Origin of the sequence: Streptomyces sp. W1SF4, assembly GCF_003950035.1 — a bacterium.
In the GTDB taxonomy this organism is placed as follows: Bacteria; Actinomycetota; Actinomycetes; order Streptomycetales; family Streptomycetaceae; genus Streptomyces; species Streptomyces racemochromogenes.
Genome location: NZ_CP034350.1, coordinates 4,887,601 through 4,903,480, shown reverse-complemented (window position 1 = coordinate 4,903,480; position 15,880 = coordinate 4,887,601). Strand labels below are relative to the sequence as shown.

Annotated in this window: 9 protein-coding genes; 7 read left to right on the top strand and 2 right to left on the bottom strand. The window is 74.1% G+C overall.

The features are described from left to right. Positions 1–379: 379 nt before the first annotated feature. Together typA and D1J60_RS23035 are read right to left on the bottom strand one after the other, a co-directional pair. Positions 380–2,284: a translational GTPase TypA gene (gene typA, locus D1J60_RS23040; RefSeq protein WP_125597094.1), complete on the bottom strand. Its 1,905-nt coding sequence runs from the start codon at positions 2,282–2,284 to the stop codon at positions 380–382. A gap of 354 nt (positions 2,285–2,638) precedes the next feature. Beyond that, the gene (locus D1J60_RS23035) at positions 2,639–5,080 is read right to left on the bottom strand and encodes an ABC transporter family substrate-binding protein (RefSeq protein WP_125822387.1); all 2,442 of its coding nucleotides are present in this window, start codon (positions 5,078–5,080) and stop codon (positions 2,639–2,641) included. Between the two features lie 401 nt (positions 5,081–5,481). Between D1J60_RS23035 and D1J60_RS23030 the strand changes: the two genes are divergently transcribed. The 7 genes from D1J60_RS23030 (at position 5,482) to D1J60_RS23000 (ending at position 15,873) form a co-directional block, all read left to right on the top strand. Continuing rightward, a complete protein-coding gene (locus D1J60_RS23030) occupies positions 5,482–5,706 on the top strand; it encodes a hypothetical protein (RefSeq protein ID WP_125604254.1) in 225 nt (74 codons plus the stop codon). Between the two features lie 100 nt (positions 5,707–5,806). Continuing rightward, positions 5,807–6,631 (top strand): hypothetical protein, encoded by an 825-nt coding sequence (locus D1J60_RS23025; RefSeq protein ID WP_125822386.1) that lies wholly within the window; start codon positions 5,807–5,809, stop codon positions 6,629–6,631. A 1-nt stretch (position 6,632) separates the two neighbouring features. After that, the gene (locus D1J60_RS23020) at positions 6,633–8,552 is read left to right on the top strand and encodes a fumarate reductase/succinate dehydrogenase flavoprotein subunit (protein ID WP_125822385.1); all 1,920 of its coding nucleotides are present in this window, start codon (positions 6,633–6,635) and stop codon (positions 8,550–8,552) included. Next, a complete protein-coding gene (locus tag D1J60_RS23015; protein WP_125604247.1) occupies positions 8,549–9,331 on the top strand; it encodes a succinate dehydrogenase/fumarate reductase iron-sulfur subunit in 783 nt (260 codons plus the stop codon). Before D1J60_RS23020 ends, D1J60_RS23015 begins: the two co-directional genes overlap by 4 nt. Positions 9,332–9,376: 45 nt before the next feature. Continuing rightward, on the top strand, positions 9,377–12,595 hold the full coding sequence (locus tag D1J60_RS23010) for a serine/threonine-protein kinase (RefSeq protein ID WP_125822384.1): 3,219 nt from the start codon (positions 9,377–9,379) through the stop codon (positions 12,593–12,595). Between the two features lie 457 nt (positions 12,596–13,052). Then, positions 13,053–15,107 carry a TPM domain-containing protein gene (locus D1J60_RS23005; protein WP_241253593.1) on the top strand — a complete coding sequence of 685 codons (2,055 nt, stop codon included), beginning with the start codon at positions 13,053–13,055 and terminating at the stop codon, positions 15,105–15,107. 49 nt (positions 15,108–15,156) lie between these two features. Further along, positions 15,157–15,873, top strand: coding sequence for a PspA/IM30 family protein (locus tag D1J60_RS23000; protein ID WP_125822382.1), 717 nt, complete (start codon positions 15,157–15,159; stop codon positions 15,871–15,873). Positions 15,874–15,880 lie beyond the last annotated feature (7 nt).

Here is a 15,880-nt window from a genome sequence, read left to right as displayed (position 1 = left end):
TCCCGCTGACACCCCTGACAGCGAAATCCGGTCCCATCGTGTGTGCTCGTGAGTCGACGCTCCCCACAGCGTGTGACCCATTGACCCGAGCTCAATGGAGCCAATCCTCAGGGACCGCCAGGCCGTAAACCACACTTAAGTGGTCTCGTTTTCACAACATCACCGCATGGCGAAAACCCGAAATCCGGACAAACGGATAGGAGACAGACACGTGCGAAACGGACGGTTAGCTCATCATCCGGAGCGTCACGGTCGGTATGCGGACACCAGAACGCAACAATCCGTTTGACAAACGCGAACGGCCCCTCCCCGCACCGGAGCGGTGCGGGGAGGGGCCGTTGTCAGCCGTACGGCTTTAGGCCAGAGTCCGACTCGCGGACTACTTGGCCGACTTGGCGCGCGACGCGGTGCGCGAGCGCTCCTTCTGGTCCAGGACGACCTTGCGGATGCGCACGGCCTCCGGGGTCACCTCGACGCACTCGTCGTCGCGGCAGAACTCCAGGGACTGCTCCAGGGAGAGCTTGCGCGGCGGGACGATCGCCTCGAAGGTGTCGGCGGAGGAGGAGCGCATGTTCGTGAGCTTCTTCTCCTTGGTGATGTTCACGTCCATGTCGTCGGCGCGCGAGTTCTCGCCGACGATCATGCCCTCGTACACCTCGGTGCCGGGGTCGGTGAACAGCACGCCGCGCTCCTGCAGGTTGGTCATCGCGAACGCGGTGACCGCACCGGCGCGGTCGGCGACCAGGGAGCCGTTGTTGCGGGTGACCAGCTGGCCGAACCACGGCTCGTGGCCCTCGTGGATCGAGTGGCCGATGCCGGTGCCGCGGGTCTGGGTCAGGAACTCCGTGCGGAAGCCGATGAGGCCGCGGGACGGGACGACGAACTCCATGCGGACCCAGCCGGAGCCGTGGTTCGACATGTTGTCCATGCGGCCCTTGCGGACGCCCATGAGCTGCGTGACGGCGCCCATGTGCTCCTCGGGCACGTCGATCGTCATGCGCTCGACGGGCTCGTACGTCTTGCCGTCGACCTCCTTGGTGACGACCTGCGGCTTGCCGATGGTCAGCTCGAAGCCCTCGCGGCGCATCTGCTCGACCAGGATGGCCAGCGCCAGCTCACCGCGGCCCTGCACCTCCCAGGCGTCCGGGCGCTCGGTGTCCAGGACGCGCAGCGAGACGTTGCCGATCAGCTCACGGTCCAGACGGTCCTTGACCTGGCGGGCGGTGACCTTGCGGTCCTTGACCGCGGCCTTCGCGTCCGCGCCCTTGCCGGAGCCGCCGCGGCCGACCATCGGGGAGGTGTTGGTGCCGATGACCATGGAGATGGCCGGCTCGTCCACCGTGATGAGCGGCAGCGCGATCGGGTTCTCCGGGTCGGCCAGGGTCTCGCCGATCATGATCTCGGGAATACCGGCGACGGCACAGATGTCACCGGGGCCGGCGACCTCGGCGGGCTTGCGGGTGAGCGCCTCGGTCATCATCAGCTCGGTGATGCGGACGTTGGAGATCGTGCCGTCACGCTTGATCCACGCGACGGTCTGGCCCTTGCGCAGCTCGCCCTGCTCGACGCGGAGCAGCGCGATGCGGCCGAGGAAGTTGTCGGCGTCCAGGTTGGTGACGTGGGCCTGGAGGGGGGCCTCTTCGTCGTAGGTCGGGGCCGGGACGTGCTCCAGGATGGTGGAGAAGAACGGCTCCAGGTTCTCGCTGTCGGCGGGGACGGTGCCGTCCTCCGGCTTGGTCAGCGAGGCGATGCCGTCACGGCCGCAGGCGTAGACGATCGGGAACTCGATCTGGTCCTCGTCGGCGTCCAGGTCGAGGAAGAGGTCGTACGTCTCGTTGACGACCTCGTCGATCCGGGAGTCCGGGCGGTCCGTCTTGTTGATGCAGAGGATGACGGGCTTCCGCTGCTGGAGGGCCTTGCGGAGCACGAAGCGGGTCTGGGGCAGCGGACCCTCGGAGGCGTCCACCAGGAGGACGACCGCGTCCACCATCGACAGACCGCGCTCGACCTCGCCACCGAAGTCGGCGTGGCCGGGGGTGTCGATGATGTTGATCGTGATCGGGGCCCCGCCGTCCTTGGGGTGGTACTTCACCGCCGTGTTCTTGGCGAGGATCGTGATGCCCTTCTCACGCTCCAGGTCGTTCGAGTCCATCATGCGGTCGTCGAGCTGCTGGTGGGCGGCGAAGGCACCGGCCTGCTTGAGCATGGCATCGACGATGGTCGTCTTGCCATGGTCGACGTGGGCGACGATGGCGACGTTACGGATGTCGTGGCGCGTGGGCACTTCGGCGCTTCTCCCGGGATCGTGGATGGCGTCGCGTACGGCCTGGCACGCGAGCCTCTGCCGGGCGGAAACCTGCCACGGCCTTACCCCATCGTACGTCGAGTGGCGGGAACCGCCTGCCGGGGGGTCTGTCAAGGGGCCGGACGACTGAGCGACGCCGGGTTTCGGGTGGGGGGTCCCGGCGGGGGTCGCGGCCTGTGTTCATGCGGGTCAATGGGTACCTACGACCTTGCCCGCCGGGACTCCGGCGGGCAAGGAACTTGAGTCACATCTGAGCTTGCTACCCGGGGGTCAACCTGACAGTCCCCGTTATTTCACCCGATGTCCTCGGGCGCTTCTCCCCCTGCTTCCCGCCTACTTCTTCTCGCCCTCCTTGGCGCCCTTGGCGGCCGTCGGCTTCTTCCAGCCGATGTCCTGGTAGCGGGGCGTCCCCAGGCCGAAGGCCCCGGCATTGGCCAGGCCCGGCTTGGCCGCGACCAGCTCGGGACGCTGGTAGAGCGGGATGGAGCCGGCCGCCGCCCAGATGCGGGCGTCCGCCTTGCGCATCAGCTCGCGGGCCTGCGCCTCGTCCAGCTCGCCGGCCGCCTGGTCGAACAGCTGGTCGATGTGGTCGGTACCGACCCGGGTGTAGTTCTGTTCGACGAGGAGCGAGCCGTCGGCGGCCGGCTCCGGCTTGGCGAAGATCGGCCGGGCGTCGGTGGCCGGGAAGGCCGTCGCCGGCCACGAGTACAGGGCCAGGTCGTACTGGCCCGAGGCGACGTGGTCCTTGAAGAAGCTCTCGTCGGCCACCTTCTTGATCTCCGTGCTGATGCCGATCTTCTGGAGCATCTGGGAGATCCGCTCGCCGACCGAGCGCAGGGCCTCGGATCCCGGCCCCGCCGGGAGCACGAAGCGCAGGCTGAGCGGCTTGCCGTCCTTCGCGAGCATCGCCCCCGAGGTACGGGCCTGCTTGGCGGGAGCCTGCACGGGGGCCGGGCTGGCGCCCGCGGCGGGCTCCTTCGCGTCACCGTCCTCCCTGGCCTCCTCGCCCTCCGCCGGGGCCTTGGCGTCGCCCGCGGCCGCGGCGGCCCCCTTCGCGAGGGTCTCCGCCTGGGCCAGCAGGACGTGCTCCTGCTGCGCGGCGAGGGAGGCCGGGGCCAGGGCCGCCGAGGGCCCGTCCGCGCGGCCGAAGGAGGCGATGCCGTCGGCCGGGTCCGCCCCGAAGCCGCGCACCGGCGTCTGCGGCAGGACGCGCAGCCCCGCGGCGGGGGCACCGGGCAGGCCCGGACGGGTCCGGCGCAGTCCCAGGTCGGCGGTGGCCGAGCGCAGGTCGCCGTTGCGCCCGTCGTCGTCGCCCACGATGTACAGGCCGTCGTCGCCGGTGCCGTCGCCCGGCCCGGGCTTGGCGCCCGCCCGGGTCTTGGAGTCGTCCTGCGCGCTCTCGGCGCTCTCGGCCCCCGCCTTCGCCGGCTCGTTCAGCTTGCCGCCCTTGCGCCAGCCCGCGTCCGCGAGCAGGGCCTGCGCCGCCTGGGTGTCCTGGCCGCCGAGGGCGTCGCTGTTGTCGGCGTACGCCTGCTGCCCGGCCAGCGCCAGGTGGCTGCCGACCGGCTTCGCCGGCAGACCGAGCGGCTTGAGGACGATCTCGGCCAGCGTCTTGCGGTCCAGGGCGCGGGCGACGGCCCGGCGGACGCGCTCGTCCGACAGCGGGCCGGAGGCCCCGTTCATCGCCAGCTGCGTGTAGGCGGGCTCCAGCGACTTGCGGACCGTGAAGCCGCGCAGCGCCGACTGCTCCTGCGCGTACTGCTTGACGGCGTCGGCGTTCTTCTGGCGGGTCTCCTGCTCCTCCTTCGCCTTGGCCTCGTCGGCGCCGTGGGCCAGCGCCCACGAGAGGGTGGCCTGCGCGGGGGTGAGCGCGGCGCCCGGGCCGTGCGTGCCGTCGACCTGGCCGGCGTCCCGGTGGGCGAGGGCGATCCGGTCGGCGCCCGAGCGGTCGATCTCGGCCAGATCGACCTTCCCAGCGGCCAGCGCCGCCGGCCGGCCCGCCCGGGGCACCGCCGTCAGCACGAGGGTGTCGAGCTTCGCGGGCCGGCCCCACCAGCGCGGGTTGCGGGTCAGCGCCGCGGTGCCGGTCTTCTTGTCGATCGCCCCGAGGCCGAAGGGCCCGGCGGTGACCTTGAGGGCGCCGCGGGCGCCCTCGTTGAAGGCCTCCGGGGTGCCCATGACCTGCTTGGGGTAGAGCGGGCTGAACAGGGAGCGCCAGTCGGCGTACGGCCTGACGAAGGTGACCTTGACCTCCAGGTCGTTCTTGCCGCGCTCGATCTTCTCGATCCGGTCGTAGCCGGCGTTGCGGGCGGTCCAGTACGCCGAGTCCTTGCCGTTCAGGGCCCGCCACTGGGCGACGAAGTCGGCGGCGCCGATCTCGCGGCCGTCGCTCCACACCGCCTGCTGGTTCAGCTTGTACAGGACGACCTGCTTGGGCTCGCGCTCGACGACCTCGGCCTTCTCCAGGTAGTCCGGATTGGCCACCGGCCGGCCCTTGGCGTCCAGGGTGAACAGCTGGGGCAGGACCGCGCCGGCGATCCGGCTGGTGGTCGCGTCCGCGTCGGCCTGGAAGGCGTTCAGCGTCTCCGGCAGGGCGTCCACGGCCCACCGCAGCACGCCGCCGTCGGCGACCTGTTCGCGGACGGTCGCCGCGATGTCCGGGCCCGCGGCGGCCGGGCCGCCCTCGTCCTCGCCCGCGCCGCAGCCCGCGAGGAGCGGCAGTGCGAGGACTCCCGAGGTGAGGAGCGCCAAGGACCTGCGCCTTCTCTGGGTCATGGGTGGTACCTCCGGGGCGGGGCACGAGGGCCGTGAAAACAGGGTCTTGATCACGTTCGGCGGTATATGGAGCTGATCACACCGGTGTGGAAACCCACTGAAATCGACCACCCCCCGCGTCCTCCGCAGCGGCCCCGCGCCACGCCGCGAACCCCACCCGTGCGGACCAATCCCGCTTGCGCCCCCGGGGCGCGCCCCCCGCCCCCGGCCGCCGGCGGGCCGGGCGTCCAGGCGCGCGTTCCCTCGTTCGAGGGATGAAAATGGGAGCGGGGAGGGGCGCACGGTTTGCGCCTGCGCGCCCGGAATCGCTGCACGTCCCTTCACAACGGGGGACGGGAGGCGCGACACTCGCAGGCGCCCGTGAGCGTTGCCACCGCACCCTGCGGAAGTGAGGGCAAGTCATGTCCCTGCAAGACGATCTGACCGCCGTACGGCGCAGTCTCGACGAGCTGGTCCGCTCGGTGGAGCAGCTGGAGAAGGACGTCGCCCGGCAGGCGCCGGCCGGCGGCTCCAGGCCGCCGGAGAAGTCCAGGATGGTGACCATCCCGGACACCCCGTACGACACCGCGCTGTGGACGGACACCGACGACGAGGGCCTCGGCGCCCGCGACCGCCGCGCCCCCTAGGGCCCGCCGCCCGTACGCGCGCAGCACCCCCATCTGGCCCGGCCGCCCCGGCGGCCGGGCCTCCTGGGCCACCCCTCGACCACTCCACCCGGAGTTCCCTTTGGCCACAGGCACGGAACCACCCCAGCAGCGGCCCGGCGGGATCCACGGCCCCACCCGGGCCGCGATCACGGCCCGGCACCTGCGGACCGACCGGTGGTGGCTGTCGCCCGCCGGCACCGCGGCCGGGCTGCTCGCCTTCATCGCGTACTCGACCTGGCGGGCCTTCGCCAACGACCACTACTACGCGGCCCCGTACGTCTCCCCGTTCTACTCCCCCTGCCTGGCGGAGAACTGCCAGGAGATGCGCGGCGGACCCAACCTCGACCTGTTCGGCAGCTGGTGGGCCCTGTCCCCCGCCCTGCTGATCCTGGTCTTCCCGCTCGGCTTCCGGCTGACGTGCTACTACTACCGCAAGGCCTACTACCGGGGCTTCTGGGCCTCGCCGCCCGCCTGCGCCGTCGCCGAGCCGCACGCCTCGTACACGGGCGAGACCCGCTTCCCGCTGGTCCTGCAGAACCTGCACCGGTACTTCTTCTACGCGGCCGTGCCGGTCGCCGGCATCCTCACGTACGACACCGCACTGACCTTCCGCGACGAGCACTACGCCTGGGGCCACATGGGGCTGGGCACCCTCCTCTTCCTGGCCAACATCGTGCTGATCTGGGCCTACACGCTCTCCTGCCACTCCTGCCGGCACATCATGGGCGGCCGCCTCAAGCACTTCTCCCGGCACCCGGTGCGCTACCGCCTGTGGGGCTGGGTCAGCCGGCTCAACGCCCGCCACATGCAGCTCGCGTGGGCCTCCCTGATCAGCGTGGCCCTGTGTGACTTCTACGTGTACCTGCTGGCCACCGGCACCATCACCGACCCGAGGATCTTCTGAGATGGCTCAAGTGGAACGGCAGCAGTGGGACGTGGTCGTGGTCGGTGCCGGCGGTGCCGGGCTGCGGGCCGCGATCGAGGCCCGCGAGCGGGGCGCCCGTACGGCCGTGATCTGCAAGTCCCTCTTCGGCAAGGCCCACACGGTGATGGCGGAGGGCGGCATCGCCGCCGCCATGGGCAACGTCAACGAGGGCGACGGCTGGCAGGTCCACTTCCGCGACACCATGCGCGGCGGCAAGTTCCTCAACCAGTGGCGGATGGCCGAGCTGCACGCCAAGGAGGCCCCCGACCGGGTCTGGGAGCTGGAGACCTGGGGCGCCCTCTTCGACCGCACGCCCGACGGCCGGATCTCCCAGCGCAACTTCGGCGGGCACGAGTACCCGCGCCTCGCGCACGTCGGCGACCGCACCGGCCTGGAACTGATCCGCACCCTCCAGCAGAAGATCGTCCAGCTCCAGCAGGAGGACTTCGGGGAGTACGGGGACCACGAGGCCCGGCTCAAGGTCTTCCAGGAGTGCACGGTCACGCGGGTGTTGAAGGATCTCGGCCCCCAGGGCGGGGAGAGGGTTGCGGGGACCTTCTGCTACGAGCGCGAGACCGGCCGCTTCTTCGTCCTGGAGGCCCCCGCCGTCGTCCTGGCCACGGGCGGGATCGGCAAGTCCTTCAAGACCACCTCCAACTCCTGGGAGTACACCGGCGACGGCCACGCGCTGGCCCTGCTCGCCGGAGCCCCCCTGCTCAACATGGAGTTCGTCCAGTTCCACCCCACGGGCATGGTCTGGCCGCCCTCGGTGAAGGGCATCCTCGTCACCGAATCCGTGCGCGGCGACGGCGGGGTGCTGCGCAACTCCGAGGGCGAGCGCTTCATGTTCGACTACGTCCCGGACGTCTTCAAGGAGAAGTACGCCGAGTCGGAGGAGGAGGGCGACCGCTGGTACGAGGACCCCGACCACAACCGGCGCCCGCCCGAGCTGCTCCCCCGCGACGAGGTGGCCCGCGCCATCAACTCCGAGGTGAAGGCCGGCCGCGGCTCCCCGCACGGCGGAGTGTTCCTCGACGTGTCCACCCGGATGCCGGCCGAGAAGATCAAACGCCGGCTGCCGTCCATGTACCACCAGTTCAAGGAGCTGGCGGACGTGGACATCACCGCCGAGCCCATGGAGGTCGGCCCGACCTGCCACTACGTGATGGGCGGTATCGCGGTCGACTCCGACACCGCCGCCACCGTCGGCGTACCGGGCCTGTTCGCCGCCGGCGAGGTCGCCGGCGGCATGCACGGCTCGAACCGGCTGGGCGGCAACTCCCTCTCCGACCTGCTGGTCTTCGGCCGGCGTGCCGGACTGCACGCGGCGGAGCACGCCGCGGCCGCGGGTGCCGTACGGGCCGCCGTCTCCCAGGCGGAGATCGACGCGGCGGCCGCCGAGGCCCTCGCCCCGTTCCACGCCGCCGACGGCGCGGAGAACCCGTACACCCTCCACCAGGAGCTCCAGACGGCGATGAACGACCTGGTCGGCATCATCCGCCGCGAGGGCGAGATGGCCGAGGCCCTGGAGCGGCTGGCGGCCCTGCGCGTACGCGCCGCCCGCGCCGGGGTCGAGGGGCACCGGCAGTTCAACCCGGGCTGGCACCTGGCGCTGGACCTGCGCAACATGCTGCTGGTCAGCGAGTGCGTGGCCCGCGCCGCCCTGGAGCGCACCGAGAGCCGCGGCGGGCACACCCGCGAGGACTGCCCGGCGATGGAACGGCGGTGGCGGCCGGTGAACCTGCTGTGCCGGCCGGTCGATCCGGCCCCCGCCGACCCCGCCGCGGCGCGGATCACGCTGGAACGGGTCCGCACCGAGCCGATCCGCCCCGACCTGCTCGCGCTCTTCGAGAAGGAAGAACTGGCCAAGTACCTCGCCGAAGAGGAGCTGCACTGGTGACGACATACGAGGCACGCTTCCGGGTCTGGCGGGGCGACGCGGAGGGCGGGGGCCTGCGGGACTTCACCGTCGAGGTGCACGACGGCGAGGTGGTCCTGGACATCGTGCACCGGCTCCAGGCGACCCAGGCCGGCGACCTCGCGGTCCGCTGGAACTGCAAGGCGGGCAAGTGCGGCTCGTGCAGCGCGGAGATCAACGGCCGGCCGCGGCTGATGTGCATGACGCGGATGTCCGTCTTCGGGCGGGACGAGACCGTCACGATCACCCCGCTGCGCGCCTTCCCGGTGATCCGGGACCTGGTCACGGACGTGTCCTTCAACTACGCCAAGGCCCGCGAGGTCCCGGCCTTCGTGCCCCCGCCGGGGGTCGCCGCGGGCGAGTACCGGATGCAGCAGGTGGACGTGGAACGCTCGCAGGAGTTCCGCAAGTGCATCGAGTGCTTCCTGTGCCAGGACACCTGCCACGTGGTGCGCGACCACGAGGAGAACAAGACCGTCTTCGCCGGCCCGCGCTTCCTGATGCGGGTCGCCGAGCTGGACATGCACCCGCTGGACGCGGCCGCGGACGCCGGCCTGGACCGCAAGCGCACCGCCCAGGAGGAACACGGCCTGGGCTACTGCAACATCACCAAGTGCTGCACGGAGGTCTGCCCCGAGGGCATCAAGATCACCGACAACGCCCTGATCCCGCTGAAGGAGCGGGCCGTGGACCGCAAGTACGACCCCCTGGTGTGGCTGGGGAACAAGATCCGGCGGCGTTCGGCCTCCGACCCCCGTTAGTTCACTCAGCGGTGGACAATGCCCCCTGGATGACCGTCGGACGACGTGATCTCAGGGGGCTTCGCGGTGCGGGTGGGGGAAGTACTGGCGGACCGGTACCGGCTGGACCAGCGGCTCGGCGCCGGAGGCATGGGCGAGGTGTGGCGCGGGCACGACCGGGCCCTGCACCGGGCCGTGGCGGTCAAGGTGCTGCTGGACGCGGCGACCAACGAGGAGCTGATCGCCCGGTTCCGGCGGGAGGCCACCATCGGGGCGCGCCTCCAGCACCCGGGCATCACCGTCGTGCACGACGTGGGGCAGCACGAGGGGCGGCTGTTCATCGTGATGGAGCTGCTCTCCGGGGAGGACCTGGGGGCGCGGCTGGCCCGCTCCCCCGGCGGCCTGCCGGTGGCCGAGGCGGTGGAGCTGGGCGCGCAGACGGCGGAGGCGCTGGCCGCCGCGCACGAACGGGCCGTGGTGCACCGGGACCTGAAACCCCAGAACCTCTTCCTGCTGCCCGGCGGCCGCCTCAAGATCTGCGACTTCGGCATAGCCCACTCCGCCGACGCGACGGCCGGCTGGACGGTGACCGGGCGGATGTTCGGCACCCCGCCCTACATGGCGCCCGAGCAGTGGCGCGGCGAGCACGTGGACGCCCGCTGCGACCTGTACGCGCTGGGGTGCGTGCTGTACGCCCTGCTGAGCGGGGAGCCGCCCTTCGGGTCGGCGGAGCCGATGTACGTCCTGATGCGGCGCCACGTGGAGGACGCGCCGCTGCCGCTGGCGGTGCCGGGGGTGTCCGCGGAGCTGGGCCGGCTGGTGCTGGCGCTGCTGGCGAAGGACCCGCGGGACCGGCCGGAGTCGGCGGGATGGGTGGCGGGGGCGCTGCGGGGGCTCGGGCGGATCGCGGACGGCGGCGGGGCGGGGGCCTCCACCCCGGGCGACGGGCCGTGGGGAGAGCCGGGGTCCCTGGCGGGGGCGGGGGCCGGGCCGGACGCGGAGGCGAAGGCGGGGGCCGAGACGAACTCGGGAGCCGGGCCGGATTCCCGGTCGGGGGCGGGGGCCGGGCCGGGGGCGGAGGCGGGTTCCCGGTCGGGGGCGGGGGTGCCGCACGGGGCGGGGGCGGAGGCGGGTTCCCGGTCGGGGGCGGGGGTGCCGCACGGGGCGGGGCGGGGGCCGGGGGCTGAGCGGGGGCCGGAGCCGGGGGGCGGGACGGGTTCCGGGCGGGGGCCGGACGGCTTCGTGCCCGCCCCGGTACGGGACTTCGTACGGGAGTTGCTGCTGGAGGCCGAGGAGACGCTGGTCTCCCTGCCGCCCGGGGCGGGAGAGGCGCGCACCGAGGGTCTCGCCCTCGCGGCGGAGGCCGCGGCGCGCTTCGACGCGGGCCTCGCCGGCCGGCTGCTGGCGGACGCCGAGCTCTGGGCCTGGACCGACGGGGACGGCGACGGCGCCCGGGTGGCCGCGCTGCTGACCTCGCTGGCCCGGCGGATCTCGCGGGACGCCCCCGCCCGCACCGAACGGGTGCTGACCGACGCGCAGCAGGCCCTGTTCGCGGTGTCGGGGCCGAAGCGGCTGACCCGGCTGCGCAAGGTCGCGGAGGAGCTCGCGGCGGTCGCCCCCGAACGCGGGGTCCGGCTGGCCCGGCGGTACTTCGCCGGCGGCCCGGCGGAGGAGGCCGTCCTGGCGCGGGCCGCACCGGCGAGCGCCGCGGCCGACCTCCCCCGCGCCGAGGGGTACCTGTCCCTGATCCTGGACCCGACGGTCCGGGCCGCCGCCGAGTCCAGGGCCGTCACCGCCGTCGCCCGGCAGGACCTGCCCGCCGCCCTCCGGCTGGCCGCGCGGATACCGGGCGGCGGGGCCCGGGTGCGGGCACTGTGCCGGGTGGCGGGCGAACGCTCCGCCGTCGGGGACCGGGCGGGCGCGGCCGAGGCCCTGGCCCTGGCGGAGCGGGCGCTGGCCGACACCGGGGACGGGGATCTGGAGGCGGCCCGCGCGGACCTGGAGGCCGCCCGGGACCTGAGCGCGCGGGACCTGCCCTCCGTGCTGGACCCGGCCGTCGCGCAGGAGCGTGCCGCCGCCGCCCGGCGGCTGGCCGAACCCGCCGAGCGGGGCCGGGAGCTGGCCTGGATCGCCCGGGACTGCACGGCGGGGGCGCCCTGGCTGGCGGCCGTCGCGGCGGACCCCGGCACACCGCCCCCGCGCGCGCCGGGGCCGCGCCCGCGCCCGCGCCCCGACGCGGTCGGGGCCCGGCCGACGGCGGGGTGGCGGACCGATGAGCGGCCGGACGAACTGCACGCGGCCGGGGAGCGGGCGGTGTGGACGACGGGCGCCGGGGTCGGCTGCGTGGACGCACCGACCGGAGCGACGCTCTGGACGGCGTACGCCGACGAGGGGGTGCGGGCGCGGCCGCTGCCGGAGCCGGAGCGGGTGTGGTGCGCGGCCGACGCGGACACCGTGTGCGTGGTCGTGACCTCGGGCGCCGGGTCGCAGGGGCGACTGGTTGTCCGGGATCCGGCGGACGGGCGGGTGCGGTGGTGGCGGGAACTGGACGGGCCGGCGGAGCTGATCCCGGTGCCGGGGCTGCTGCTGCACGCGGCGCACGAGGAGCTGACCGCCCTGGACAAGACCGCCGGGGAACCGGTGTGGCGGCACCGGCTGTCGGGCGTGCCCTCGTTCACGGTCTCGGGCGAGTGCCTGGTCGTCGGGGGCGGCGGGCGGCTGCGGGCGCTGCACCTGCCGAGCGGGACCCCGCTGTGGTCGTGGCCGCGCGGCTACGACGCCGGCGCTCCGGCGGCCCCCGACCAGGCGGCGGGCGGGCCGGTGCACGTCCTGGACGGCGGCGTCCTGCGCGCGCTGGACCGGCGCAAGGGCTACGAGCTGTGGCGCTTCGAGCCGGGGGTGCCGGCGGCGGGGCTGCTCGTCGACGACGGGGTGGTGTACGCGGCCGCGTACCGGGCGGAGCAGGGCTGGGACGTGGTGTTCGCGCTCGACGCGGAGAGCGGGGCGGTGCGGTGGCAGCGGCCGGTGACGCGGCGGGAGGGCACGGCGTGCGTGCTGGGGCTGCTGGGGTTGCGGCGGGGGGTGTTGTACGTGCGGTCCTCCCACGGCGGCCGGCGGGGGCTGCTGGGCCGGACGGCCCTCCCGTTCGTGACGGGCCTCGACGTCACGACGGGCAAGCCCCGCGGGCACCGGGACCACCCGGCCGAAGGACCCGGGCCGGTGGTCGCCGCCGACGCCCTCGTCTTCGCGGGGCCGGCGCTGACGGGTGCGCCCTTGCCGTCGTGACGGGGCGCGCGTTCCGTTCCGGCGCCGGGCCGATGCTGTGACGCGCCGCGCGGTACGGCGCCGTACCGGGCTCCGCACCGCTGATCGACTCCGCCCCGCTGCGCCGGGCTCCGTCCGGCGGCGCTGGGCGGGGCCGGTGCCGGTGGTCGGGCGCGGTCGGTTGGGCCGCTGCGCGGAGCAGGTCCCCTACCCGCCCTTCCACCGTTCCCCGGGCTCCGCCCGGACCCGCGCCTCAAACGCAGGCGGGGCTGATTTCAGCCTCGCCGGCGCTTGAGGCGCGGGCGCGGTAGCGCCGTGTTCTGAGCCCCGCCGGCGCCTGAGGCGAGAACGGGTGAAGGGCGGGGAGGGGCGGGCACCGCGCAGCGGCACACCAGCCGCACCCGGCCCACCGGCACCGGCCGACGACCTCCGGGTGCGGGGGGCCGGAACGGAACATAGCCTCCCCCATGTGCACCCGCTGAGACGCGCCGCCGCCCCCGCGCTCCTCCTCGCCGCCGTGCTGCTGGCGCTGCCGGCCCCGCCCGCCCGGGCCGAGGACCCCGTCGCGCTGTCGCGCCAGGGGCAGGTCACCGACCGGGTCGGCGCCCTCGGCGACCGGGGGCCCGCCGTGGCCGCCGCGCTGGAGCGGCTGTACGCCGACCGGAAGGTCCAGCTCTTCGTGGCGTACGTAAGCGACTTCTCCGGCCGTGCCCCGCAGAGCTGGGCCGACGCCACCGCGCAGAAGAACGGGCTCGGCCAGGACGACGTGCTGCTCGCGGTGGCCACCGGCGCCCGGCAGTACGCCTATTCGGCCGACGTCGACTCCGGTTTCACCGAGGCGCAGCTCGCGGACGTCGCCCGTACCGCCATCGAGCCCGCCCTGCGCCAGAACGACTGGGCCGGCGCGGCCATCGGCGCGGCGAACGGCTACGACGCCGTGCTCGGCGGGAAGCCGGTACCCGTGCCCGCCGTCACCCCCGGCACCGCCGATCCCGGGGGCGCGGCGGAAGGGGCGAGCGGGGCCGGGGACTACCTGCTGCCGGTGGTCGCCGTGGGCGCGGCCGGGGCGCTCGGGGTGTACGCGTACCGCCGCCGCAGGAGGCGCGACGGGACGGGACGGGGCACCACCACCGCCCATGCCGGCTGGGACGGGGCGCGGGCCGGTCCGGCGCCGCTGCCCGAGCTCGACGCCACGGCGAAGGCCCTGCTCGTGGCGACCGACGACGCCGTCCGCACCAGCACCGAGGAGCTCGGCTTCGCCACCGCGCAGTTCGGCGACGACGCGGTCGGCACGTTCACCGCGGCGGTGGCGTACGCCGAGGACGAGCTGACGCACGCCTTCCGGCTGCGCCAGCAGCTGGACGACGCGTACCCGGAGGACGACGCGACCCGCCGGCGGATGCTGGAGGAGATCGTGGCCCGGTGCACCGAGGCCAACCGCAGGCTCGACGCCGAGTCGGCGGACTTCGACCGGCTGCGGGACCTGGAGAAGAACGCCCCGCGGGCCCTGGCCACGGTGGAGGCGCGGTTCCGGGTGCTGACGGGCCGTACGACGACCGCCGCGGCCACCCTCACCGCGCTGACGGGCCGCTACGCGGACTCCGCGGCCGCGCCGGTGGCCTCCAACCCGGAACAGGCCGAGGACCGGCTGCTGTTCGCCACGACCAGCCTCGGCGAGGCCCGGGCCGCGCTCGCTTCGGGGGACAACGGCCGGGCCGCCGTGCACGTACGGGCCGCCGAGGGCGCGGTGGACCAGGCGGCGACGCTGGTGGACGCGGTGGAGCGGCGGGCCCGGGAGCTGGCGGAGGCGGCCGCGGAGCTGCCGGGCGCCCTCACCGAGACGGAGACGGACCTCGCCGACGCGCGCGGCCTGCTCACCGGTACCCAGGCGGGGTCCGCCACGGGGGACCTGCGGGGCCGGATCGGCCGGGCGGAGTCCGTACTGGCCGACGTGCGGCGGCAGCTGGCGGCCGGCCGGTACGACCCGATCGACGCGCTGCGCCGGGTCGAGGAGGCGGACGCGGCCCTGGACGAGGCCCTGGCGGGGGCCCGCGAGCAGGAGTCGGGGCGGCGGCGGGCGGCGGCGCTGCTGGACCAGGCGCAGCTGTCGGCCCGCAGCGCGATCGGCGCGGCGGCGGACTACGTGACCACCAGCCGGGGTGCCGTCGGCAGCCCGGCCCGTACCCGGCTGGCGGAGGCGCGGCGGCACCTGGAGCGGTCGGCCTCGCTGGCCGGCCAGGACCCGGCGGGGGCGCTGGCGGAGGCGCAGCAGGCGGACTCGCTGGCCCGGCAGGCGCAGCAGCTGGCGGAGGAGGACGTACGGGCGTACCGGAACCCGTACGCGGGCCGGCGCGGGGACGGCGGCCGGGGCGGTGCCGTGCTGGGCGGGATCATCCTCGGCGAGATCCTGCGCGGCGGCGGCCGCGGCGGCTTCGGCGGAAGCGGAGGCGGAAGCGGCGGGTTCGGCGGCGGGCCCGGCTCCTACGGGGGCGGCGGCACCCGCGGCCGCATGGGCGGCGGCGGCCGCTTCTGAACGACGGGGCGGCAGACCTGCGGACCCCCAGCCACCAGGAAGGACCCCGATGAGCAAGCAGACGATCCTCGGCCGTGTCACCCAGCTCGCGAAGGCCAACATCAACGCGCTGCTGGACCAGGCCGAGGACCCGCAGAAGATGCTCGACCAGCTGATCCGCGACTACTCGAACAACATCTCGGAGGCCGAGCAGGCGGTGGCCACGACCATCGGGAACCTGCGGATGCTGGAGGCCGACCACCAGGAGGACGTGGACGCGGCCGCGGAGTGGGGCGGCAAGGCGCTCGCGGCCAGCCGCAAGGCGGACGAGCTGCGCGCGTCCGGCGCGGCGGCGGACGCGGACCGGTTCGACAACCTGGCGAAGGTGGCCCTGGGGCGGCAGTTGCGGTCGGAGAGGGAGGCGGCGACGGCGGAGCCGGTGATCGCCGCTCAGACGGAGGTCGTGGACAGGCTCAGGGAGGGCCTCGGCGCGATGAAGGACAAGCTGACGGAGCTCCAGGCCAAGCGGGACGAGCTGGTGGCACGGGCGAGGACGGCCCGGGCGCAGAACACCATGCTGGACGCCGTCAAGGACATCGACGTGCTGGACCCGACCAGCGAGCTGCACCGCTTCGAGGAGAAGGTGCGGCGGGAGGAGGCGATGGCCATGGGGAAGTCGGAGCTGGCGGCCTCCTCCCTGGACGCCCAGTTCGAGGCGCTGGACGACCTCGGCCGGGCCTCGGAGGTCGAGGCCCGGCTGGCCGCGCTCAAGTCGGGGGCGGCCTGACGGGTAC